18 protein-coding genes are annotated in these 23,278 nt (G+C 71.6%); 4 read left to right on the top strand and 14 right to left on the bottom strand.

Translation table 11 applies throughout. From position 1 onward, the window contains the following. Window positions 1-18 precede the first annotated feature (18 nt). The 3 genes from AB0E24_RS23990 to AB0E24_RS23980 all read right to left on the bottom strand — a co-directional run bounded on the left by AB0E24_RS23990 (window position 19) and on the right by AB0E24_RS23980 (window position 4,439). The gene (locus AB0E24_RS23990; RefSeq protein WP_069867854.1) at window positions 19-1,626 is read right to left on the bottom strand and encodes a monocarboxylic acid transporter; all 1,608 of its coding nucleotides are present in this window, start codon (window positions 1,624-1,626) and stop codon (window positions 19-21) included. Next, entirely contained in the window at window positions 1,623-2,075 is a 453-nt protein-coding gene (locus tag AB0E24_RS23985) for a DUF485 domain-containing protein (protein ID WP_435865314.1), read from the bottom strand. The genes AB0E24_RS23990 and AB0E24_RS23985 overlap by 4 nt, the downstream gene beginning before the upstream one ends. Window positions 2,076-2,315: 240 nt before the next feature. After that, on the bottom strand, window positions 2,316-4,439 hold the full coding sequence (locus tag AB0E24_RS23980) for a DNA gyrase/topoisomerase IV subunit B (protein WP_069867856.1): 2,124 nt from the start codon (window positions 4,437-4,439) through the stop codon (window positions 2,316-2,318). 440 nt (window positions 4,440-4,879) lie between these two features. Here AB0E24_RS23980 and AB0E24_RS23975 point away from each other — a divergent pair, with 440 nt between their 5' ends. Then, a complete protein-coding gene (locus AB0E24_RS23975) occupies window positions 4,880-5,110 on the top strand; it encodes a DUF7455 domain-containing protein (protein WP_069867857.1) in 231 nt (76 codons plus the stop codon). Window positions 5,111-5,296: 186 nt separating this feature from the next. Here the strand turns inward: AB0E24_RS23975 and AB0E24_RS23970 are convergent, their stop codons facing one another. The 6 genes from AB0E24_RS23970 to AB0E24_RS23945 form a co-directional block, all read right to left on the bottom strand. Next, on the bottom strand, window positions 5,297-6,127 hold the full coding sequence (locus tag AB0E24_RS23970; RefSeq protein WP_347235700.1) for a S1 family peptidase: 831 nt from the start codon (window positions 6,125-6,127) through the stop codon (window positions 5,297-5,299). Window positions 6,128-6,304: 177 nt separating this feature from the next. After that, window positions 6,305-7,882, bottom strand: coding sequence for an RNA polymerase sigma factor (locus AB0E24_RS23965; protein ID WP_180990881.1), 1,578 nt, complete (start codon window positions 7,880-7,882; stop codon window positions 6,305-6,307). 461 nt (window positions 7,883-8,343) lie between these two features. Then, a complete protein-coding gene (locus tag AB0E24_RS23960; RefSeq protein ID WP_347211602.1) occupies window positions 8,344-9,297 on the bottom strand; it encodes a FadR/GntR family transcriptional regulator in 954 nt (317 codons plus the stop codon). A gap of 239 nt (window positions 9,298-9,536) precedes the next feature. Further along, window positions 9,537-11,738, bottom strand: a complete 2,202-nt coding sequence (locus AB0E24_RS23955) for an ATP-binding cassette domain-containing protein (protein WP_359379737.1) — start codon at window positions 11,736-11,738, stop codon at window positions 9,537-9,539. A gap of 129 nt (window positions 11,739-11,867) precedes the next feature. After that, window positions 11,868-12,629, bottom strand: a complete 762-nt coding sequence (locus AB0E24_RS23950; RefSeq protein ID WP_069867861.1) for an NUDIX hydrolase — start codon at window positions 12,627-12,629, stop codon at window positions 11,868-11,870. A 235-nt stretch (window positions 12,630-12,864) separates the two neighbouring features. Further along, window positions 12,865-14,466 (bottom strand): DUF4192 domain-containing protein, encoded by a 1,602-nt coding sequence (locus AB0E24_RS23945; RefSeq protein WP_359379733.1) that lies wholly within the window; start codon window positions 14,464-14,466, stop codon window positions 12,865-12,867. A gap of 110 nt (window positions 14,467-14,576) precedes the next feature. Here AB0E24_RS23945 and AB0E24_RS23940 point away from each other — a divergent pair, with 110 nt between their 5' ends. Both AB0E24_RS23940 and AB0E24_RS23935 read left to right on the top strand, forming a co-directional pair. Next, window positions 14,577-16,742 (top strand): RecQ family ATP-dependent DNA helicase, encoded by a 2,166-nt coding sequence (locus tag AB0E24_RS23940; protein ID WP_069867862.1) that lies wholly within the window; start codon window positions 14,577-14,579, stop codon window positions 16,740-16,742. A 226-nt stretch (window positions 16,743-16,968) separates the two neighbouring features. Continuing rightward, on the top strand, window positions 16,969-17,586 hold the full coding sequence (locus AB0E24_RS23935; protein ID WP_099015160.1) for a hypothetical protein: 618 nt from the start codon (window positions 16,969-16,971) through the stop codon (window positions 17,584-17,586). A gap of 102 nt (window positions 17,587-17,688) precedes the next feature. Here the strand turns inward: AB0E24_RS23935 and AB0E24_RS23930 are convergent, their stop codons facing one another. From AB0E24_RS23930 to AB0E24_RS23910, 5 genes are all read right to left on the bottom strand, one after another. Next, window positions 17,689-18,342, bottom strand: a complete 654-nt coding sequence (locus tag AB0E24_RS23930; RefSeq protein ID WP_079153272.1) for a hypothetical protein — start codon at window positions 18,340-18,342, stop codon at window positions 17,689-17,691. A 69-nt stretch (window positions 18,343-18,411) separates the two neighbouring features. Further along, a complete protein-coding gene (rnhB, locus tag AB0E24_RS23925; protein WP_079259219.1) occupies window positions 18,412-19,113 on the bottom strand; it encodes a ribonuclease HII in 702 nt (233 codons plus the stop codon). Between the two features lie 190 nt (window positions 19,114-19,303). Beyond that, window positions 19,304-20,197 (bottom strand): ADP-ribosylglycohydrolase family protein, encoded by an 894-nt coding sequence (locus AB0E24_RS23920; RefSeq protein ID WP_167503611.1) that lies wholly within the window; start codon window positions 20,195-20,197, stop codon window positions 19,304-19,306. 11 nt (window positions 20,198-20,208) lie between these two features. Further along, entirely contained in the window at window positions 20,209-20,868 is a 660-nt protein-coding gene (locus AB0E24_RS23915; protein WP_069867867.1) for a histidine phosphatase family protein, read from the bottom strand. 9 nt (window positions 20,869-20,877) lie between these two features. Then, a complete protein-coding gene (locus AB0E24_RS23910) occupies window positions 20,878-22,524 on the bottom strand; it encodes an ABC-F family ATP-binding cassette domain-containing protein (protein WP_359379726.1) in 1,647 nt (548 codons plus the stop codon). Window positions 22,525-22,645: 121 nt separating this feature from the next. On the opposite strand from AB0E24_RS23910, the gene AB0E24_RS23905 reads away from it, so the two are divergent. Further along, window positions 22,646-23,272: a TetR/AcrR family transcriptional regulator gene (locus AB0E24_RS23905; RefSeq protein ID WP_079259215.1), complete on the top strand. Its 627-nt coding sequence runs from the start codon at window positions 22,646-22,648 to the stop codon at window positions 23,270-23,272. The last annotated feature ends 6 nt before the right edge of the window (window positions 23,273-23,278 follow it).

The raw sequence follows: 23,278 nt of genomic DNA, 5'->3' as shown, positions 1-23,278 counted from the left end.
TGCCCGCCCATGAGGCCATCAGGCCGCGCCCGCTCCGGTTAGGGCGCGCACCTCCGTCTCGGCGTGCTTGGCGGCATGGCCGGGGACGTCCGCGGGCGCGGGTGAGGTGACCGTTCCGAGCCAGCCCGCGAGGAACCCGAGGGGCACCGAGACCAGGCCCGGGTTCCGCAGCGGGAACAGGTGGAAGTCCACCCCGGGGAAGATCGCGTCCGGGCCGCCGGAGACCACCGGGGAGAGCACCACCAGCACCACCGCCGGAAGCAGCCCGCCGTAGACCGACCACACCGCGCCGCGCGAGGTGAACCGCCGCCAGAACAGCGAGTACAGCAGCACCGGAAGGTTCGCCGACGCGGCGGCTGCGAACGCCAGCCCCACCAGGAACGCCACATTGAGGTCCTCGGCGAGCAGCCCGAGCCCGATCGCGGCCGCCCCGATCCCCACCGCGGCGATCCGCGCGACCACCACCTCACCGCGCGGTGTGCGGTGCGCCCGCCGGCTCAGCGAGCCATAGAGGTCATGGGCGACGGAGGCCGAGGAGGCGAGGGTGATGCCCGCGACAACGGCGAGGATGGTGGCGAAGGCGATGGCGGCGACGACCGCGAACAGCACCGTGCCCCCGGTCGATCCGGCGCCGCCGCCGAGGTCGAGCGCGAGCAGCGGAACGGCCGTGTTCCCGGCCGCACCGGAGGTCCGCACGGCATCGGAGCCCAGCACGGCGGCCGCGCCGAAGCCGAGCACGATCGTCATCAGATAGAAGCCGCCGATCAGCCCGATGGCCCAGATCACCGAGCGGCGGGCGGCGCGGGCGGTGGGCACCGTGTAGAAGCGCGAGAGGATGTGCGGCAGCCCGGCGGTGCCCAGCACCAGGGCAAGGCCGAGGCTCACGAAGTCCAGCCGGGCGGTCCAGTCGCCGCCGTACGTGAGCCCGGGGGCGAGGAAGTCCGCGCCGTGGCCGCTGTTCCGCGCCGCGGTGCCGAGCAGGGCGTCGAGATCGCCGCGGAAGCGTACGAGCACCAGGGCGGTCAGCGCGATCGCCCCGCCCATCAGCAGCACGGCCTTCACGATCTGGATCCAGGTCGTGGCGCGCATTCCGCCCAGCGTCACGAAGACCACCATCAGGGTGCCCACGCCGATCACCGTCCAGGCGCGGGCGCGGCCGCCGGTCTCCCCGATCAGCAGGGCGATCAGACTGCCCGCGCCGACCATCTGGGCCACCAGATAGAGCACACAGACCGTGACCGAGGAGACGCCCGCGGCGATCCGGACCCGGCGCTCCCGCATCCGGGCGGCCAGCACATCGGCCAGGGTGAACCGGCCGCAGTTGCGGACGAGTTCGGCGACCAGCAGCAGGACCACCAGCCAGGCCACGAAGAAGCCCACGCAGTAGAGCACCCCGTCATAGCCGAACAGCGCGATGAGACCGGAGATCCCGAGGAAGGACGCGGCCGACAGATAGTCCCCCGCGATGGCGAAGCCGTTCTCCATCGGGGAGAACAGCCGCCCGCCCGCGTAGAACTCCTCCGGCGAGCCGTGCCGCCGACGCCCCGCCCAGGTGGTGATCCCCAGGGTGACCGCCACGAAGACGCCGAAGAGCAGCAGCGCCAGGCTCTGGTGATTGCCGGTCACCGCCCGCGCCCCCGCATCATCTCCTGTGTCACCCAGCGGAGTTCGAGCGCGACCCGGTCCCTGCGCAGCCGTGCGTGCCGGGCGTATGCCCAGGCCAGCAGGAAGGTGGTGGCGAACTGCGCGAGCCCCGCGACCATCGCCACATTGAGCGCGCCCACCACCGGGCGGGCCATCAGATCCGGCGCGGTGGTCGCCGCGACGACATACGCGAGGTACCAGATGAGGAACGCGGCGGCCGCCGGGAACGCGAACCGGCGGTAGCGCCGGCGCACCTCCTGGAAGGCGGCGCTGCCGTGCACCTCCGTGTAGACCTCGCGGGCGGCGGGCGGACGCGTGCGACGAGGTCCGCTGTCCATGTCGTCCGCCTCACCCCAGCCGGACGCGAGCGCGTCGTACCACGGGTCCTCCAGGCGCGCCGCTCCCGTAGCGCGCGCGTTGTGCATATCCACCCCGAACACTCCTTGTTCACTACCGCATTCGCCCCGTGACCAAGGATGGGCAGATCAGAAAGATCCAGGACCCTTCAATACCGGACGTTCACCCCATCAGGTGACTCAGGTGATGAACAGCCCGGAAACGGCACCCCGGAAGGGGCACGCCGGAAGCGGGCCGGGCGGGAAACGACGGCAGGGCCTCCCGGGTGGGAGACCCCGCCGAACCGGCCCTGCCGGCGAGCCGCATGCCGGACGTCAGACGTCGATACGCGACCGGTCCAGGGTCGCCGCCGAATTGGTGATGAACTCCTTACGGGGCGCGACCTCATTGCCCATGAGCAGGTCGAAGGCGCGCTCGGCGGCCTCCAGGTCGCTGATGTTGATACGCCGCAGGGTGCGGTGGCGCGGGTCCATCGTGGTCTCCGCGAGCTGGTCGGCGTCCATCTCACCGAGACCCTTGTAGCGCTGGATGCCGTCCTTGTAGCGGACCTCCCGGCGCTGGAGGTCCAGCAGCGTCTCCTGGAGCTCCTGGTCGGAGTAGGTGTAGAGGTACTTGCTCTGCCCCCGCTTGGGGTTCACCAGCTCCACCCGGTGCAGCGGCGGCACCGCCGAGAAGACCCGCCCCTGCTCGACCATCGGCCGCATATAGCGCTGGAAGAGGGTCAGCAGCAGACAGCGGATGTGGGCACCGTCGACATCGGCGTCGGCGAGGAAGATCACCTTGCCGTAGCGCGCCTGGTCGATGTCGAAGGTCCGGCCCGATCCGGCCCCTATCACCTGGATGATCGCGCCGCACTCGGCGTTCTTGAGCATGTCGGCGATGGACGACTTCTGCACGTTGAGGATCTTGCCGCGGATCGGCAGCAGCGCCTGGAACTCGGAGTTCCGGGCCAGCTTGGCCGTGCCCAGCGCCGAGTCCCCCTCGACGATGAACAGCTCGCTGCGGCCCACGTCGTCACTGCGGCAGTCGGCCAGCTTCGCGGGCAGCGAGGAGGACTCCAGCGCGGTCTTACGGCGCTGCGCCTCCTTGTGCTGGCGCGCCGCGATACGCGTACGGGCCGCGGCCACGACCTTCTCCAGGACGGCCCGGGCCTGCTGCTTGGCATCCCGCTTGGAGGAGGTCAGGAACGCCTTGAGCTCCTTGGCGACCACATTGGCCACGATGCGGGAGGCCGCCGAGGTGCCCAGCACCTCCTTGGTCTGGCCCTCGAACTGCGGCTCCGCCAGCCGGACGGTCACCACCGCCGTCATGCCCTCCATGGCGTCGTCCTTGACGACGTCGTCCTCGGCGACGCGCAGCAGCTTGGCGGCGCGCAGCGCCTCGTTCACGGTCTTGGCGATCGAGCGCTCGAAGCCGGAGACATGGGTGCCGCCCTTGGGGGTGGCGATGATGTTGACGAAGGACTTGATGGTCGTGTCGTAGCCGGTGCCCCAGCGCAGCGCGATGTCGACGCCCAGCTCACGGGTGACCTCGGTGGGCGTCATATGGCCGCGCTCGTCCAGGACCGGCACGGTCTCCTTGAAGGTGCCCTGCCCGGACAGCCGCAGCACATCGCAGACGGCTTTGTCCTGCGCGAGGTACTCGCAGAACTCGCTGATCCCCCCGTCGTAGTGGAAGGTCTCCTCGACCGGCCCCTCCTCCCCCTCCAGGCCCCGCTCGTCCCGGACGACCAGGGTCAGCCCCGGGACCAGGAAGGCGGTCTGCCGGGCACGGGCGTGCAGCGTCTCCAGGGAGAGCTTGGCGTCCTTGAGGAAGATCTGGCGGTCCGCCCAGTAGCGGACGCGGGTGCCGTTGCGGGTCTTGGGGACCCTCTTGCCCTTGAGGAGGCCGCTGGACGGGTCGAACGGGGCGTCCGGCCCGGATTCGGTGAAGATCCCGGGGACGCCACGGCGGAAGCTGATCGCGTGGGTCTTGCCGTCGCGGTCCACCTCCACGTCGAGACGGGCGGACAGCGCGTTCACCACGGAGGCGCCGACGCCGTGCAGACCGCCCGAGGCCGCGTACGAGCCGCCGCCGAACTTCCCGCCGGCGTGCAGCTTGGTCATCACGACCTCGACGCCGGACAGCCCCGTCTTGGGCTCGACGTCCACCGGGATACCCCGGCCGTTGTCCCGCACCTCCACGGAGCCGTCGTCGTGGAGGATCACCTCGATGTGATCGCAGAAGCCGCCCAGGGCCTCGTCCACCGAGTTGTCGATGATCTCCCAGAGGCAGTGCATGAGGCCACGGCTGTCGGTCGAACCGATGTACATGCCGGGGCGCTTGCGCACTGCCTCGAGCCCCTCGAGGACGAGAAGGTGCCGCGCGGTGTAGTTGGAGCCGCCCCGGTCTGCCCCGGTCAGCAGCGCAGTGGACGGCACGGACGTGTCGGCGGTCACGCGGTTCGCTCCTCGCTGAATTTCTCTTGGCCCAGCTGTGGGCACGATGGTGGCATGTTCGCCCGTCAGAGCGTACCGAGGCTTGATAGAGCCTTTGTGCCGCCACCCGTTGAAACGTCCATGCTAGTCGCACCGGCCACCGTTTCGCTCGTATGTTCGATACCTCACGGCGGTGACGCACAGATCACGTTCCCTTTCAGGCATGAACCATTTAGGCTCCGGGCACGTCCTCATTCACAACCGGCAACCCGGCCGGGAGGGCAAACCAGACAATCGACGCGAAACATCGAAGCTAGGCAATACGGCTCATTCGCCGCCAAACGTCACCATCCGGCCTACTCAGAAGCAATTTTTGAGAAAAAGCCACGAGCGGGAACGATTTCAGGCTGGTTGGATGTTGACCCTGGTACGACAGCTCGTCGAGCTAGAGAAGAGGCGACGTGACTACTGTTCTGACCCCCGCGAGCCCGTTGACGGCCGCTGACCGCTGCGACCGCTGCGGCGCCCAGGCGTACCTGCGCGTCGTGCTGATCAGCGGTGGTGAACTGCTCTTCTGCGCCCACCACGGGCGCAAGTTCGAGCCGGAACTCAAGAAGATCGCCGCGGAAATACAGGACGAGACCGAGCGGCTCACCGCAGCTCCGGCGTCCGCGTCCAACGACGAACGCTGACGCCTCACACCCACGACGACGAGCGACGCCGGCCCAGGGCCGGGTTCCGGGCGGTCTGCCCCCTGAGCGGGGCGGCCGCCCACGCTCGTATCGCGGACCTTTCCGCATGACCCCACGGGCCCTCCGGGGCTCGTCCCAGGCTTCACCCCGGTCCTTCCGGGCTCCACCGCCACCCCGGCCTCCGCGTCAGCCATGGGCGGCCACCAGATCGGCCACGGCCGAGATCCTCGTGTAGACGCCGGGCCGCCCGGCCACCGCGCAGCCGCTGCCCCAGGACACCAGGCCCACCAGCCGCCCCCGGGCCACCAGTGGCCCTCCGCTGTCGCCCTGACAGGCGTCCCGTCCGCCGTCCGGCAGCCCCGCGCAGACCATGGACCGCGGGTCGTAGTCCCCCTCCGCGTTCCCCGGGTAGGCCCTCTTGCAGACGGTGTCGGCCAGCACCTTCACCGTCGCGGTGCGCAGCGCCGAGGCGTAGCTGCCATCGCCCTCCGTATCGCCCCAGCCGTAGACCGCGGCCCGTTCACCCGCCTTGTACGCCAGGTCGCCGGTGCGCGCCATGGGGATCGTGTAGGCCGCCGGCACCGGGACCCCCAGGGTGAGCACGGCGATGTCCCCGCCCCTGTTGTCGCCCTCGTACGCCGGATTGACCCACACCCGCGCCGGCGGGTACTCCACCCCGTCGGTCTTCCGCAGATCGTTGCGACCGATGATCACCCGGAGGTCCCGCACCTCCCGCCAGTCCTTGCCGAGCACCCCACGGCTCAGACAGTGGGCCGCCGTGACGACCGTCGTGGGGGTCACCACCGCCCCGCCGCAGAACTGGCCGGACCTCTTGTCGCCGAAGAGCGCACGGCTGGCCACGGCCACCGCCCAGGGCGCCTCGACCGTACGGGCCGGATGCCCGCCGATCACCACACGGTCGGCCGTCGCCGGACCGGGCGCGATGAGCACTATGGCGAGCGCGGCGGCCAGCGGTACCGCCAGGGCGACGAGGAGCGCGCGGGGCGACTTAGGCATATAGCCTCCTGACCATACGGAACGAGTCGCACACTCAGCGTTACCCCCTCTGCCGCGAAGCGCATCCCGAGTGGGCCAAGCGGGGAACATTTCGCCGCGACAGCGCGAAGGCCGGGCTCCCCCGAGGGGGCCCGGCCTTCGCGCGGCACCGCCTCCGTTACGAGGCGGTGGTCCGTATCAGTCCAGGTAGTCGCGGAGGACCTGGGAGCGGGACGGGTGGCGCAGCTTCGACATCGTCTTGGACTCGATCTGGCGGATGCGCTCACGCGTCACGCCGTAGACCTTGCCGATCTCGTCGAGGGTCTTCGGCTGGCCGTCGGTGAGGCCGAAGCGCATCGAGACCACGCCCGCCTCACGCTCGCTGAGCGTGTCGAGCACGGAGTGCAGCTGCTCCTGGAGCAGGGTGAAGCTGACCGCGTCGGCCGGGACGACCGCCTCGGAGTCCTCGATGAGGTCACCGAACTCGCTGTCGCCGTCCTCGCCCAGGGGGGTGTGCAGCGAGATCGGCTCACGGCCGTACTTCTGGACCTCGATGACCTTCTCGGGGGTCATGTCGAGCTCCTTGGCCAGCTCCTCCGGGGTGGGCTCACGGCCCAGGTCCTGGAGCATCTGGCGCTGGACGCGCGCCAGCTTGTTGATGACCTCGACCATGTGCACCGGAATACGGATGGTGCGGGCCTGGTCGGCCATGGCTCGGGTGATCGCCTGACGGATCCACCAGGTGGCGTACGTGGAGAACTTGTAGCCCTTGGTGTAGTCGAACTTCTCGACCGCGCGGATCAGACCGAGGTTGCCCTCCTGGATGAGGTCCAGGAAGAGCATGCCGCGGCCCGTGTAGCGCTTGGCCAGCGAGACCACCAGACGGAGGTTGGCCTCCAGGAGGTGGTTCTTGGCGCGGCGGCCGTCCTCGGCGATGATCTCCAGCTCACGCTTGAGCTTGGGGGCCAGCTTGTCGGAGTTGGCGAGCTTGTCCTCGGCGAACAGACCGGCCTCGATGCGCTTGGCGAGCTCGACCTCCTGCTCGGCGTTGAGCAGCGGGACCTTGCCGATCTGCTTGAGGTAGTCCTTGACCGGGTCGGCCGTGGCACCGGCCGCGGCGACCTGCTGCGCGGGGGCGTCGTCCTCGTCCTCGTCGGAGAGCACGAAGCCCGCGTTCTCCGGCTCGCCCTCGGCGCCCTCGGGACCGGGCTTGCCCGGCGTCTCCTCGATGACGTCCTCGCCCTCGAGAAGCTCGTCGGTGACGTCCTTCTTGGTGGCGGTGGTCTTCTTCGCGACCGTCTTCTTGGCGGCGGCGGTGGTGGTCTTCTTGGCAGCTGCCTTCTTGGCCGTGGCCTTCTTGGCTGCGGCCTTCTTCGCGGGGACCGCGGTGGTCTCACCGACCGGGGCGGCGCCGGTGTCCGCCGCGGGGGCGGCCGGGGCGGCGGGGGCCTTCTTGGCAGTGACCGTCTTGGCCGCGACGGTCTTGGTGGCGGTGCGCTTCGCCGGGCTCTTCGCTGCGACGCTCTTACGGGTGCGTTTGGGCGCCTCTGCGGCACTGACCATCAGCGTCACACCCTCCTCGTCGAGGATCTGGTTGAGGCTGCGCAGTACGTTCTTCCACTGGGTTGGCGGAATCTGGTCAGCCTCGAAGGCCCGGCGCACATCGTCGCCGGCGATCTGCCCCTCAGCCTTTCCCCGCTCGATGAGCGCCATGACAGACTCCGACTCGGCGATCTCCGACGGGAGCGTACGGGATGTGCTGGCCGACACGAACAACCTCTCGGAACGTTGGAAACGGCTTCCGGCTCGGTCCGGTGGGGACCGGAGCCGACGACCGCCGGCAGGGATGAACCGACGGCGCGGGCGGAGTGCGGAGGTGTACAGCGTTTACGAGCGACATCCGTATTCCCTCCGCGGCTGCCACCTCTTTAGTCATCGCGCTGCCTCAAAGAGCGTTACGCCCAATACTCGTGGCCCGAGTCACACCCCATAACGGTCTTAATGCCCATCCAACGGGACAGAAAACTCCCGGCGGCGCCCCGACGGGAGTCGCACGGCGCTGATCGATCGATCGCGCCGCGCCGCCGAACCCGCGGCGCGGGATCCGGCGGCGCCCTCTCGTACGCCGTACGGCATCCATCGGGCCGGTGCTCACCGCCGACCGACACCGCCTTGCCGTACGTCGTACGCCGCACGCTCCGGACGCCCAGCGGTCCGGGGTCCGGACGCGCCGCGGATCAGTGCTCGCGCGGCGCGGGCACCCCGACCTCGGCATGATCGAGATCCGGGTGGACGGTCAGCAGCTGGCGCATCGCCGCCTCGGCCGCCGTGGCGTCGCCCTCGCCGATCGCCTCGACGATCCGGCGGTGGTGGGCGACGCCCGCCTCGGTGAGGCGGTCACAGCCGGAGATCGGGGCCCCGGAGACATGGAGCGCGGCGGCGACGATGCCCGCCAGGTGCTCCAGCATCCGATTGCCGCCGACCTGGAGCAGCAGCGCGTGGAACTCGGCGTCGGCGCGGGAGAAGGTGAGGCTGTCACCCTGCGCCAGCGCATGGTTCATGATCTCGACCATGTCGGCGAGCCGCTGCTGCACCTCCTCGCGGCCATGACCGGCGGCGAGACGGGCGGCCAGCGGCTCGATGGTCCAGCGCAGCTCGCACAGCTCACGGCGCTGGTCGTCGCGCTGCGGGCCGAAGGCACGCCACTCGATGATGTCCGGGTCGAGCAGATTCCAGTCGCTGACCGGGCGGACCCGGGTGCCCACATTGGGGCGGGCGCTGACCAGGCCCTTGGCCTCGAGGACGCGCAGCGACTCCCGGACGACGGTGCGGGAGACCTCGAAGCGCTGGCCGATCTCCTCGGGGACGAGCGGACGGTCCGCACCCAGGTCACCGGAGACGATCATCTGGCCCAGCTGCTGAACGAGTTGGCCGTGCAGCCCGCGGCCCCGGTTGCCGGCCGCGCGCCGGCCCACCCGGCCGATCTCCGCCTCGGCACCGTCCCAGGAGGCGGGGGCGCTGCCGCGGTCGGCGCCGGGGCCGTCGGCGTAGGAGTAGCGGTCAAGCTCGCCCGAACCGGCCAGGCCGGAGTCGGCGGGGCGAGCCGCGGTCATCGTGGTGTGCGCAAGGGTACTCACGCATCCTTTGTCGGCGACGCCTCGGAAGCCCTTGAGGTCTTTGGTGAAAAGCACACGAAAGGGTGATCGCCCATTACCTCATAATTGACGCTCAATCGGACAGAAAGAAGCATCCTTCGGGGAGTTGCGAGCAGATCGCGCGATGAGTGTGCGAATCCGCTTCGGGCTTGATCCACCGGCTCCGGACGGGCCGGTCGGTCGGTCGCGGGCTGAGCGACCGGCGGACCGGGCGGGTGGCAGATCGGGCCCGGCCGCCCGGCGCGGGGCCTGGTGGGTGGGTGCTTTGGCGGGTGCTATTGGCGGGTACTCCTGCCGCGCAGACCGGTGAGGGCGTAGGCACACAGCAGGACGGCGACCGACAACATCAGGGCCTGTCCGACGGGTTGGGACGCGAGCCGCAGCGCGACCGCCAGCCCTCTGTCGATCATGGAGGGCGGCCGCTCCAGCGTCGCGGCGCGCAGCCGGTGCGGCAGCATGACCAGCGAACGCAGCGACGGATCCTGCGCCGCACGCTGGACGATGGGCACCGCGAGGATCGGCACGGCGAGCAGGGTGGCCAGCCCGAGCGCGGTGGACCGGAAGACCCCGGCGGCGAGCAGCCCGGCCCATGACGAGCCGATGGTCAGGCCGAAGACGCCGACCACCAGCTCGGGCCAGTCGCCCGGCAGCGGTACCGCGTTACCGCCGACGAGCAGCAGGAGCGCCGCACTGTCGAGCACGATGACGCCGAGCGACAGCAGGACCGCACCGGCCGCGCAGATGGCGAACTTGGCGGCCAGCAGCCCGATTCGGCGGGGCACCGCGTCCCGGGTCGCGGCCAGTGCCGGGTAGCGGAACTCGTCCCCGAAGGCGAGGGCTCCCAGAAGGCCGGCCGCGATGGCGACGGGAGGCAGCGGGAGGTCGGCGGGCCAGCCGGTGAGCCGGTGCAGCTCCCCGGTGGCGCCCGCGCGGGCGAGCAGCACCGAGGCCAGGAGGGAGGCGACGATGGAGGCGACGCCGATCAGCCAGCCGGTACGTACACCGATGGCACGGCGCAACTCATAGCGCATCGGCCAGGCGGGGCCGGGGAAGCGGAGCTTGGGCAGCAGCCGCAGCGGAGGCGCCTCGGGGTCGCGGGCACGGGCACCCGCGACGGTCCCCGGGCCCAGATCGGCGGTCTCCTCGACCAGTCGGTGGACCACGATGTTGTGGCGGTAGGCGGTCTCCCCGACGGTTGCGGGGGACAGACCGTAGACGGAGATGTGGGTCTCGTCGTCCCGCACCACAGAGAACGGGTCGGCGACGGCGGCGACCGGCTCTTCCTCGACCTCGGCTCCGGAGCCGGTGGCGGTAGTGGTACCGGTAGCGGTACCAGCAGCGGCCCCGGTGCGCGCGCCGACTGCTTCGGAGTCGGGAGCGGGGGCCTGGGCAGGCGCGGGGACGGGGGCAGGGACGACCTTGTCGGGCTTGCCGACCTTGCTCGTCTTGCCGACCTTGCTCGTCTTGTCGGGCGTGCTCGCCTGGTCGTCAGCCACGGCTTCCGCGGTGGCCTTCTTCGCTTCGGCCCGGGCAGCGGCGCCCGGGGCGACGGGCCGGGCCTTCCTGACCTTGCGCCAGATCGTTCGCTTCCTGGTCCTGGGCCCGGCGCCCTCGCCCTTGACGACGTCGCCCCCGTCGGCGACGTCGGACTGGACGGCGTCGGGCTCGGCGGCCCCCGCCTTGGCCGCGAGCTCGGCCGCCGCCCGGGCTTCCTCCTCCGCCCGGGCCTCGGCCAACTGCCGTGCGGCTTCGACCTCCTCCTCCAGGACGGCGGCGAGTCGGCCGACGAGCGGCGAGTGGACCACGACACGGGGGCGCAGCCGGGTGCGGGCGAACTCGTCCACCGACTGATCGGCCACCAGCCGGCCCGATTCCAGGGTGAGCACCTGGTCCGCGAGGCGGATGACGCCCTCGGCGTCCTCGGTGGCGACGAGGACGGCGCCACCGTGGGCGGCGAATTGGCGCAGCAGCCCATGGAGCCAGGCGGTCTCGCGGGCCGACAGGCCCCGTGCGGGCTCATCGAGGACCAGCGTGTGCGGATCCCCGAGCAGAGCGGTGGCGAGCCCGAGGCGACGCTCGGCCCCGGTCGACAGATCGCCGAGACGCTCGTCCGCCAGATCGGTGAGACCGACCACGTCGAGCACCACATCGGCGCGTGCGGCGGCCACCCCGGCCGCGGCACCGAGCATCCTCAGATGCCCCCGCACGGTGCGGCCGGGGTGACCGGGGACGTCCTCGAGGAGAACGCCGATCTCATGAGCCGGGCGCCGGATGCGATGCAGGGGGCGGCCCCGGAAGAAGGCGGAGCCATGGCCCCGGTCGAGCTGTAGCAGAAGCCGCAGCGCGGTGGTCTTGCCCGCGCCGGGGGCGCCAAGCAGTGCGGTGACCCGACCCGCCGGGGCCTCGAAGGTGAGGTCGTCCACGACGGGAGGGTGGTTGCGGCGGGGGGTGCTGGTCAGTCCGGTGGCCTGGATCATGGCTTCTCCCGCGGGGCATGGAACCGCTCGACGGCACGTGGGGACTCGCGGCGTACCGGAGAACATTAACCCGCTATGTCCTATTTCTTCGCTACATGCACCTTCCGGGAATTCGTCGTGTCATGGCCGTCACACCTCGGGACGGAGCATGGGCGGGTTGAGCAGCGTCGCCCCTCCGGCCCGGAACAGCTGGGCGGGACGGCCGCCCTGACGGGTCGTCGTACCACCCGTGGGCACCAGGAAGCCCGGGGTGCCGGTGACCTTGCGATGGAAGTTGCGCGGGTCCAGGGCCACGCCCCACACCGCCTCGTACACCCGGCGCAACTCGCCGACCGTGAACTCCTGCGGGCAGAAGGCGGTGGCCAGCGAGGAGTACTCGATCTTGGAGCGGGCACGCTCGACCCCGTCCGCGAGGATGCGGGCGTGGTCGAAGGCGAGCGGGGCGGCCAGATCGCTGTCCCGGCCGAAGGTCCCGTCCTGCTCGAGCAGCGATTCGACCGGGGCCCAGCGCACGCTGTGCGCGTCACCTCCGGGCCGGGGCGCGGGCAGATCGGGCGCCAGCGCGAGGTGCGCCACGCTGACCACTCGCATTCGAGGGTCCCGCTTGGGATCGCCGTACGTGGCGAGCTGCTCGAGATGGGCGGCGTTCGGCGGGACCGGAAGCGTGGGGTCATGGGCGAGCAGCCCGGTCTCCTCGGCCAGCTCCCTGGCAGCGGCGGCGGCGAGATCCTCATCGGACCGCACGAAACCGCCGGGCAGCGCCCACCGTCCCTTGAAGGGCGGCTCCCCGCGGCGGACGGCGAGCGCACACAGCGAATGCCGCCGCACGGTGAGCACGACCAGATCAACGGTGACCGCGAATGCCGGAAAGGCCGATGGGTCGTAGGGCATGACGCGATCATAGTCGTCTGCCTGACGATAATCAGGCCCTTGAGCATGATCACCGATGTTCGTGAAATCGCTCTCTCAACCGCTTGCCCACACGCTTCCCGAACCCCCTTCCGAATGCCGCCGTGCCGTCCCGCGCCCCGGGTCGTCGCGCCTCGGCCCACCCCGCCTGACCTGCCGTCCATCGTCCGTCGTCCGCCCCTGGCCGCCGCGCCCGGGCTTCCTGGCCCGGTCCGGGTCAGCGGCGGCTGCGCGTCCCCCGTCCACCGGTACGGCGCCGGGCGCGCGGCCGTCCTTCCGGCCGGCGCGTGCCTCCCGGGGTGCCCGCCCCGACCGGGCCGCCCTTGCCACCCGAGCCCGCCATTCCACCCGGCCGCTCCCTCCGGTTCTCCGTCTCCCCCGGCACCTCCGCTTCCACTTCCGCCTGTTCCTCCGCTTTCCCCGGCTCCTCCACTCCCGCGGGGGCGGACCCCTCGGTGGGATCGGCCGACTCGACCGGTCCAGCCGTCTCGACCGTTTCGGCTTCGGTAAGGGCTCCAGCGGCTCCCTGCGGCTCGGCGGCCGCCAAATCGCCGAGCCGCTCCAGTTCCGCGTGCACCGCGGCGTGCACGGCCCGGTCTGCGCGATCGGCCCTGTCGGCGCGATCGGCGCGGTCAACCCGGTTGGCGTGATCGGTCCCGTCAGAGCCGTCGACGCGTTCGGAACCGTCGACGCCGTCGGAGCTCTCCCGACGCAGGCATTGACGCAACAGCTTCGGATGGACCCCCTCATTGCACGCCTGGTGCAGCAGCCTGGCGAAGAGGTAGTCGGGATCGACTCGCAGGGCACGGCCGAACGCCACCCGTGCCGTGAGCTCATCACCCGCCGACCAGGCGACCCACCCCGCCAGGGTGAGCGGCGCCGCCGCATGCTCCCCGTACGAGCCGACACAGCGGCGGGCCAGCGCGCGCCACAGCCGCAGCGCCGCGTCGGCGTCCACTTCCTCCATCCACCCGGCCACCCGGTCCCGGGTGCGCCGGTCCTGGAGCCCAATGATCACCGCGGCGGCCTCCCGGTCGTCGAGCAGACCGTCATCGCTGAGATCGGCCGTACAGGCATCGGCGACCGGTGTCTCGGCCTGGAATTCGTCCAGCATCCGGCCCAGCAGACCGAGGGTCTGCGCACGGACCGTCGCGGAGCCACCACCATCCAGAATCCGGGGCACGAGCTCGGCCCCGGCCGCGTCCAGCGCCCGCTCCTGCCCATCGGCCCGGGGCGCGCCGAGCGGGGCGAGCCTGGCCTCCATCTCGCGCAGCGAGCCGCGCACCTGGACCCCCGCGAACGTCGCCGCAGCGGCCATGACCGAGGTGCCGGGCAGGGCGAGCGGAACGCCTTCCGGCGGACAGCAGCGCCGGTCGGGGCAGACATACGACCAGAACCGGCCGCCGGAGATGCACAGCGCCTCGAACACCGGCACGTCCAACCCGCCGCACGCGATGCGCAGCCGCTGGGCGAGGGGCCGCAGCCGCTCCATCGCCTCCTGCCCGGACTCGCCCTCGGCCGGCTCCTGGCACAGGAACAGAACGACCCCCTCCGGCCGTCCGCCACGCCGCTCACAGCCGCTGATCAGGCATTCGGCGAGCTGGTCGCAGACCTCGGGCCACTCCTCCGGGATCCGGGGAATGCCGAGCCTCAGCCTGCCGCCGAACCGGCCGCGCGAGCCGTGCAGCGCGATCATCACGATGCTGTCGTCCGGCTGAAAACCGAGGACATAGGGCAGGGCATCGGCGAGCTCGGCCGGGCTGCGGAGGGTGACCTGCTCTTCGCCGGGCAGCCCGGCCGCTTCGTTGTGTCGAGTCATGGCCCGACGGTCCCTCAGCCCCGGCGGCCCCGCCACCCCTGTGGATAACCTTATCCACAGGCTGCCGGGGGCGTTGGCGCGATGTCGGCGGGATCAGGTTGCATGGGGGCATGAGCGACGAAAATCTGCGTACCTCGGCCGACCGCGTCCTGGCCCGCCTCGTCGGGGACACCACCGGCTCCGCCCGGCTCCGGGAGGATCAATGGCGGGCGATCGAGGCGCTGGTCGCCGAGCGCCGCCGGGCACTGGTCGTGCAGCGCACGGGCTGGGGCAAGTCGGCGGTGTATTTCGTCGCCACCGCGCTGCTGCGCGAGCGCGGCAGCGGTCCGACCGTGATCGTCTCCCCCCTGCTCGCGCTGATGCGCAACCAGGTCGAGGCCGCCGCGCGCGCCGGTATCCACGCCCGCACCATCAATTCCGCCAACACCGAGGAGTGGGACACCATCCAGGCGGAGGTCGCCGCGGGCGAGGTGGATGTGCTGCTGGTGAGCCCCGAGCGGCTGAACAACCCCGACTTCCGCGACGAGGTGCTGCCCCGGCTAGCCGCCGCCACCGGTCTGCTGGTCGTGGACGAGGCACACTGCATCTCCGACTGGGGCCATGACTTCCGGCCCGACTACCGCAGGCTGCGCACCATGCTCGCCGATCTGCCCCAGGGCGTGCCCGTGCTCGCCACGACCGCGACCGCGAACGCACGGGTCACGGCCGATGTGGCCGAGCAGTTGGGCACCGGCGAAGGCACGGGGCGAGCGCTGGTGCTGCGCGGCCCGCTGGACCGGGAGAGCCTGCGGCTGGGCGTGCTGCCGCTGCCGGACGCCGCGCATCGGCTCGGCTGGCTCGCCGACCACCTCGACGACCTGCCGGGCTCCGGGATCATCTACACCCTCACCGTCGCCGCGGCCGAGGAGGTGACCGCGTTTCTGCGGCAGCGCGGCCACACCGTGGCCTCCTACACCGGCAAGACGGAGAACGCGGATCGTCAGCAGGCCGAGGAGGATCTGCTGGCCAACCGGGTCAAGGCGCTGGTCGCCACCTCCGCGCTGGGCATGGGATTCGACAAGCCGGATCTCGGCTTCGTGGTGCATCTCGGTTCACCGTCCTCCCCCATCGCCTACTACCAGCAGGTCGGGCGCGCCGGGCGCGGTGTGGAGCACGCCGAGGTGCTGCTTCTGCCCGGCCGTGAGGACGAGGCGATCTGGCGGTATTTCGCCTCGCTCGCCTTCCCGCCCGAGGAGCAGGTGCGCCGCACCCTCGATGTGCTGGCGGCGTCGGACCGGCCGGTGTCGCTGCCCGCGCTCGAGCCCCAGGTCGAGCTGCGGCGGTCACGTCTGGAGATCATGCTCAAGGTGCTCGACGTGGACGGCGCGGTGCGGCGTGTGCGCGGCGGCTGGACGGCCACCGGTCAGCCCTGGGCGTACGACGCGGAGCGGTATGCGTGGGTGGCACGCCAGCGGGAGGCCGAGCAGCAGGCCATGCGGGAGTACGCCACGACGGCCGACTGCCGGATGGAGTTCCTCCGGCGGCAGCTGGATGACGAGAAGGCGGCGCCGTGCGGCCGTTGTGACAACTGCGCGGGGGCTCGGTTCACCGCCGAGGTGTCCGCCGCCTCGCTGGACGCGGCGCGCGGTGAGCTGGGGCGGCCCGGTGTCGAGGTGGAGCCGCGCCGTATGTGGCCGACCGGGCTGCCCGCGGTGGGCGTCGATCTCAAGGGCCGCATCGCGGCGGGTGAGCAGGCCGCTCCGGGCCGGGCCCTGGGCCGTCTGTCCGACATCGGCTGGGGAAACCGGCTGCGGCCGCTGCTGGCCCCGCAGAGCCCGGACGCCCCGGTGCCCGACGATGTGGCCGGTGCGGTGGTGACGGTGCTCGCCGACTGGGCCAAGGGCCCCGGCGGCTGGGCCTCGGGCGCGCCGGACGCCCCGGACCGCCCGGTGGGCGTGGTCACGATCGCCTCGCGCACCCGTCCGCAGTTGATCCGGACACTGGGCGAACGGATCGCCACCGTCGGCCGGTTGCCCCTGCTCGGGAGCGTGGCGTACCACGACGGCGAGATCGACACCCGGGTGCCGCGCACCAACAGCGCCCAGCGGCTGCGGGCGCTGCATGGCGCGCTGACCGTGCCGCCCCCGCTGGCGGCGGCCCTCGCCGAGGCGGGTGGGCCGGTGCTGCTGGTGGACGATATGGCGGACACCGGCTGGACCTTGGCCGTCGCCTCCCGGCTGCTCCGCCGGGCCGGGGCGGCCGGAGTGTTTCCGCTGGTCCTGGCCGTGCAGGGGTAGGAGCGGCCGGGCCGAGGCGGGGCGTGAACCGGTCAGGAATATAGAACGCACATCCAGGAAAAACGGTCAGTGGCGTCAACTGCGCATTGCCGCGGGCGGGCGCGACCGCGAGAATTGTCAGTAGCTCCCCGCCCCCGGTCCGTCCGTGGTACCGACGGGCTGTGTCGTGGCCCGCGCCCGTGCCCGACCCTTCGCACGGACCGTGGGCGCAGACGAAGGGAGGACCGTGACCTTCGGCTTCGCTCCACCACCGTCCGCCGGTTCCGCTTCCCGGGTCGGCCGGATGCTCCAGCCCGCCGAGTGGGCGGCAGCGGGGATCCCGTTGCTGCGCAACCCGCGCGAGGTGGTCACCGGACTGCACAGTCGCCATCTGCCCACGCCCTCGACCGCCGTCGTCGCGGTCCTCGATCCGGACGAGCGGCTCACGGCGAGCGCTTCGTTCATCCGCCGCGCCGCCGCCGTCGACGGCTGGGACTTCCGGAACGCGCTGCTGGCGCAGTTGCGCCGGGTGATCCCGCACGACCTGCGCCGCCGCACACCGATCCGCACCGCCGTGCTGCTCTACTGCCGCGAGGGCGAGGGCCGGTGGACGGAAGAGGACGGCGCCTGGATGTGGGGGCTGCGCGACGCCTGCACCCTGCACGGTCTGCGCTGTGGCGCGTACATCACGCTGACCCGCGACGGATGGCGGGTCCTCGGCGAGGGGCGGGGCGGCCGTCGGCCGAACTCCGCTTCGCTGCCCACCGAGGTGGGGGTGGCGGTCGAGGGCGACGGCGACGCGAAGGCGCTGCCGCGGCCCCGCCTCGGAGCGCGCAAGGCGCTGAGCCACTCCGCCGCCGTCTGACCAGCTGCGGAGCACGCACGGCCCCTGGTCCGTCCGGCCGCCGGACAGCTCCGCCGCGGGGGCAGAGACTGCCGGACACCGGGCGTTCGGGGACGTGCGGCCTCAGGCGCCCGGACCGATAAGGGTGTTGATCCGCTTCGGGTCGCCGCAGACGATCAGCAGCGTCCCGGCACGGCCCATCGCCTCGGGCAGCGCGTGAGCCACGGCGTCGTTCGCACCACCGTTGACGGCGACGATCACGACAGGGCGGCCCTTGGCTCGGTCGGCACCCGCGTCGGCGTAGAAGACATCGTCTCCGGCGTCGTGCTGCGCCCAGTAGGACGCCTCGCCGAAGGACAGCTCATGCGCCGCCCATGGATGCTGCTCCCCGGTGGTCAGCACCAGGATGTCGGCCGGGGCCCGGCCGGAATCCAGCAGCAGGTCGACCGCCTCGTCCGCCGCGTCCAGCGCACCCTCCACCGTGGCGGGGATCAGCTGGATCTGGGGAGTGGCTTTGGCGGCGGGTGTTTTGGCGGCCGAGGCCGCCGGGGCGGTCGGCAGGGGCTTCGTCGCATCGCTCGTGGTGCGCTGCGACTGGGCCGACGAGGTTCCGGCGGAGCCACGGTTGGGACCGGGGCTTCCAGGCCGACGCGGTGCGGGCCGGGGGCCGGGACCAGGGACAGGACGAGGGGTCGGCGCGGTGCGGCCTGCGGCCGGTGTCGCGCGGGGACCCGGGACACTCTCGTGAATCTGAGGCTCCTCGGGGATGAGAGGCATGGGCTGATGTCTATCAAACGTCGGTGCGAGTCGCATCGGCGGGTGGCGGTTTTGACCGCTTGGTCTGGCTCAGAAGTCGAAGCCGAGTTGGCCTTCGTCCTCCAGCCCGACCGGTTCGGGGGTGTTGCGGATCCGCTTCAGGTGCCGCCAGCGGGGCAGCCCGTCCATATAGGCCCAGGACAGCCGGTGGTGGGGCGTGGGCCCCAGGTCCCGCAGTGCGGCGCGGTGTGTGGGGGACGGATATCCGGCGTTGTCCTCGAAACAGAAGTCCGTGTGGTCGGCTCCCAGTTCGGCCATCATCGCATCCCGGCGCACCTTGGCGATCACCGAGGCGGCGGCGACGGACACACAGGACTGATCGCCCTTGATGACCGTACGGACCGTCCAGGGACCACCGAGGTAGTCGTACTTCCCGTCCAGGATCACCGCGTCCGGCCGGACCGGCAACGTGTCCAGCGCACGCGTGGCGGCGAGCCGGAGAGCGGCCGTCATCCCCAGGGCGTCGATCTCCTCGGGAGAGGAGTGACCCAGGGCGTGTGCGGTGACCCACGAGTCCAACTCCCGGGCCAGGGCCGTGCGCTTCTTGGGGCTCAGCAGCTTGGAGTCGGTGAGTCCGGTGGGCGGACGGCGCAGACCGGTGACCGCCGCGCAGACCGTCACCGGACCGGCCCATGCCCCGCGCCCGACCTCGTCGATACCGACGACGATCTTGGCTCCCGTCGTGGCTCGAAGCGAGCGCTCGACACTGTGGGTGGGCGGTTCATAGGCCATGGCGAGGACAACCTTACGCCGCTCTTACCCGCATTCGGAACCCGGATCCCGGCAGCGGTTGCCAGCCGCCCCCGACGGTTGCCTCCCTGGTGAACCCGGTCGCCGCTTCCGCTCAACGCGGCGCGGCGGAGGGCCGGTTCAACAGGTGGGGCAAACCGGGCGACATACCTCATCACGCCCATGGAACGGGTCAGTCGCCCCGCGCCGGGACCCACCCGGGCAGCGCCTCGGTGCGGTCCTGCCAGTCGGCGGGCGGCGCACCGGCTGCCTCGGCCGCCACCACTCCCCCGGCGATGGCGCAGGTGGTGTCCACATCCCCTCCGGCCGAGGCCGTCTTCCAGATCGTCTCCTCGAAGGAGCCCAGGTGGCGGGCGGCCGCCCACAGGGCGAACGGCACGGTGTCATGGGCGCTGGTACGGCGGCCGCAGCCGAGCACTGCGGCGACGGTCCCCGCGTCCGCGTAGTCGAGCATGTCGCGGGCCCGGCGCAGCCCCGCATGGACGGCGCTGCGCGGCACCACCTCGACCACCCGGTCCAGCAACTCCTCGGGCCCGCCGTGGCCCGCCGGATCGGCCACCAGCGCCGCCGCGGCGGCCACCGCCATGGCGCCCGCCACCGCCTCGCGGTGTTGATGCGTGGTGTACGCCGAGATCTCCGCCTGATGTGTCGCCTGCTCCACATCGCCCGCATACCAGGCGCCCAGCGGGGCGATCCGCATGGCGGCGCCGTTGCCCCAGGACCCCTGCCCCCGGAACAGAGCGGCGGCCAGGTCACGCCAGTTGCCACCCTCCCTGACGAGGCGGAGCATCCGGTTCACGGCGGGGCCATAGCCCCGGTCGAAATCATGGTGGTCGGCGAAGGACCGTGCGAGATCGTCCTGGTCGATCCGGCCGTGGGTCACCAGGACGGCCAGGATCGAGCAGGCCATCTCGGTGTCGTCGGTCCACTGCCAGGGAGCGGGTGGCAGCTCGCGGCGCTTGAGGAACGGATAGTTGGCGGGTACGAAGAACTGGGAGCCGAGGGCGTCGCCCACGGCCAGCCCGCGCAGACTCCGAAGAGCCCGGTGGAAACGGTCAGCGGTCATCGTTGCGCACTCTAACCGGTGCGGCCGTAGGGCTCGGGGGTGCACCAGCGCTCGAACGGCCGGTCCAGGCGGTAGCGCCCGTCCGGGCCGAGCAGCAGGGCCCGTGTCTCACCGTTGCCGGGGTTCGACAGCGACTCGAATTCGGCGACGTTCCAGTGCAGCCACCGCATACAGAACAGCCTCATGGTCAGCCCATGGGTCACCAGCAGGACGTTCGGCGGATGTGCCGGGTCCTGGAAGCTGCGCCACAGGCTCTCCAGGAAGGCGTCCACCCGGTCATAGACATCCGCGCCCGACTCACCCTGCGCGAACCGGTAGAAGAAGTGCCCGTAGGCATCGCGGTACGCCATCTGTTTCCGCACGTCCTCGCGGTCCTGCCAGTTCCCCCAGTCCTGCTCCCGCAGCCGGGGCTCCTCCCTGACCCGGGTACGGGAGGGGTCCAGATCGAGCAGCTTGAGGGTCTGGTGGGTGCGGCGGTACGGCGACACATAGATCGACACCTGTTCGTCGCCGAAGGTGGCGCGCAGCCGCTCGCCCGCCTCCTTCGCCTGCCGGAGTCCGTTCTCGGTCAGCCTCAGAGCATGGTCGGGCACTCTTTCGTACACCGAGTCATCGACATTCCCCTCCGATTCTCCGTGCCGTAGGAGGACGATGCGCCGGGGTCGAGCCATGGCGCCACCCTAGATCGAGGCCGTGGCCAGTGCCTCACCCCCCTCCTCGGCCATGGGCCGGCCTCCGCGTATCTCGCGCCGCCGCCCGGTGAACCGGCTGCGCAGCAGCCGGTCGTGCGAGACCACCACCAGCGCCCCGGTCCACTGGGCCAGCGCCTCCTCCAGCTCCTCCACCAGGCCGAGGGCGAGATGGTTGGTCGGCTCGTCGAGCAGCAGCAGATCGGCGGGGCGGGCCAGCAGCCGGGCGAGCGCCAGCCGGCGGCGCTGGCCCGCGGAGAGCGATCCCACCGGGACATGGAGATCGTCCGAGCGGAACAGCCCGTAGGACAGCAGCAAGGCGGCCTGCTCCTCCGGCGTCCCCGGCAGTCCACGGCCGAAGGCCGACAGCAGCCGCTCCCGGGGCCGGGCCACCGGTATCTCCTGGGCCAAATAGCCGATCCTTCCCCGGCGGACCACCCGCCCCGCCTCCGGTTTCTCCACCCCGGCCATGACCCGCAGCAGGGTGGATTTGCCCGCGCCGTTCGCCCCGTGGACGAGTAGTCTCTCTCCGGCCACCACGGTGAGCCGGTCCACCGCCAGCCGCTCCCCCACGCGGACATCGTGCAGATCGACGAGTACACCGTCCGCCATGCCCCCGGCGGGCAGCGCCGAGAATCTCAGCGGCTCCGGCGGGCGCGGCACCGGGTCCTCCTGGAGCCTGCGCAGCCTCTCCCGGGCGTTCCGCACCCTGCTGGACAGCGAGGACTGCACGCGTCCCCGATCCCGGTCGTAGGCCATTTTGTTGCCGTCCTTCATGCCGCGGCCCGGGGCGACCCGGCGTGCGACGGTGGTGGCGGCCTCGGCCAGCGCGGCCGTCTCCGCGCACCATTCCTCGTATGCCTGCTCCCAGCGGCGGCGCGCGGCGATCCGCTCGGCGACGAATCCGCCGTACCCCCCGCCGTAGCGCACCAGGGCGCGCCGGTCCGCGTCCACCTCGATGATCGCGGTCGCCACCCGCTCCAGGAAGACCCGGTCGTGGGAGACCGCGAGGACGGTACCCGGATGTCCCCGCAGGGCCTCCTCCAGCCAGCTGAGCGCGGCACCGTCGAGGTGGTTGGTCGGCTCGTCCAGCAGCATCACTTCGGGAGCGGCGGCGATCAGGCAGGCGAGCCCGAGCCGGGCCTGCTCACCGCCCGACAGACTGCCGAGCCGGCGCTCGTACCCGATGCCGCCGAGCCCCAGACCGTGCAGGGCCTTCTCCACCCGGGCATCCGCCTCATAGCCGCCGCGGGCCTCGAACGCGGTGAGCAGATCGCCGTACGCGGCGAGCGCATCGGAGGCACCGCCGCCGAGATCCGCCTCCAGCTCGCGCAGCCCGCGCTCCATGGCACGCACCTCGGCGAGGGCGGCGTCCACCGCGGCGCGCACCGTGTGGTCCGGGGGCAGCTCGGGCGTCTGGCCGAGGCGCCCTATGCCGCCATCGGCCACCGTCACCACGGCGCCGTCGTCGGGCAATTCGCTCCCGGCCAGCAGTCGCAGCAGGGTGGACTTACCGGCTCCATTCTCCCCCACGACGCCGACGCGCTCCCCGGACCGCACCGCGAGGGACACGTCGTCGAGCAGCAGCCGGTCACCCCGGGACAGCGTGACGCCTCGCAGCGAGATCTGTGTGGGCACAGGGCGCACCTCCAAGCACGCGACCACATACGGCTATCCGAACCGCACGCTACAAACACAACTGAAGTTGCATTACCTTCACCATGACACGGCAAACCAACTAATACAACTGGAGTTGCACTTGTCCGCAGAAAGCGCCACCCCGACGCCGGGCACCGTCCGCCCCGGAGGGCGCACCGCGCGCACCCGCTCGGCGGTGCGCGACGCCGTGCTCACCGGCCTCGCCGAGCACGGCTATCCCGGTCTGACCGTGGAGTACGTCGCCGAGCACTCCGGCGTCCACAAGACGACCGTCTACCGGCGCTGGGGCAGTGTTGAGGGACTCGTGGCGGACGCGCTCGACCTCGCGGGCGAGGACGCCTGGACGCCGCCCGACACCGGAAGCCTGGAGGGTGATCTACGTGCTCTCGCCCGCGAGGTGACCGAGACCTTCGGCAGCGCGTCGGCCGCCGCCGCGCCGACCGCCTTCATCGCGGCCGCGTTCCAGTCCGAGCGCGCGGCCGAGGCGCTGCACACCTTCTACACCGGGCGCTTCGCCCGGTGTGAATCCGTGGTGAGGCGGGCCGTCGACCGGGGCGAGGCCCCATCCGGCACCGACGCCGCGTCGGTCGTACGCGCCGTCTCCGCGCCCTTGTTCTTCCGGGCACTCATCACCCGTGAGCCCATCGACACGCCGCTCGCCGACCAGACGGCGACCGCCGTCGCCACCGCGGTCCGGGCCGGGGCGTATCTCCCCGACCGCCGCTGACCAGAC

Source organism: Streptomyces malaysiensis subsp. malaysiensis (genome assembly GCF_040653035.1).
Lineage (GTDB): Bacteria > Actinomycetota > Actinomycetes > Streptomycetales > Streptomycetaceae > Streptomyces > Streptomyces malaysiensis.
Note: the sequence above shows the minus strand (reverse complement) of the source record. Positions and strands in the feature narration are given on the sequence as shown.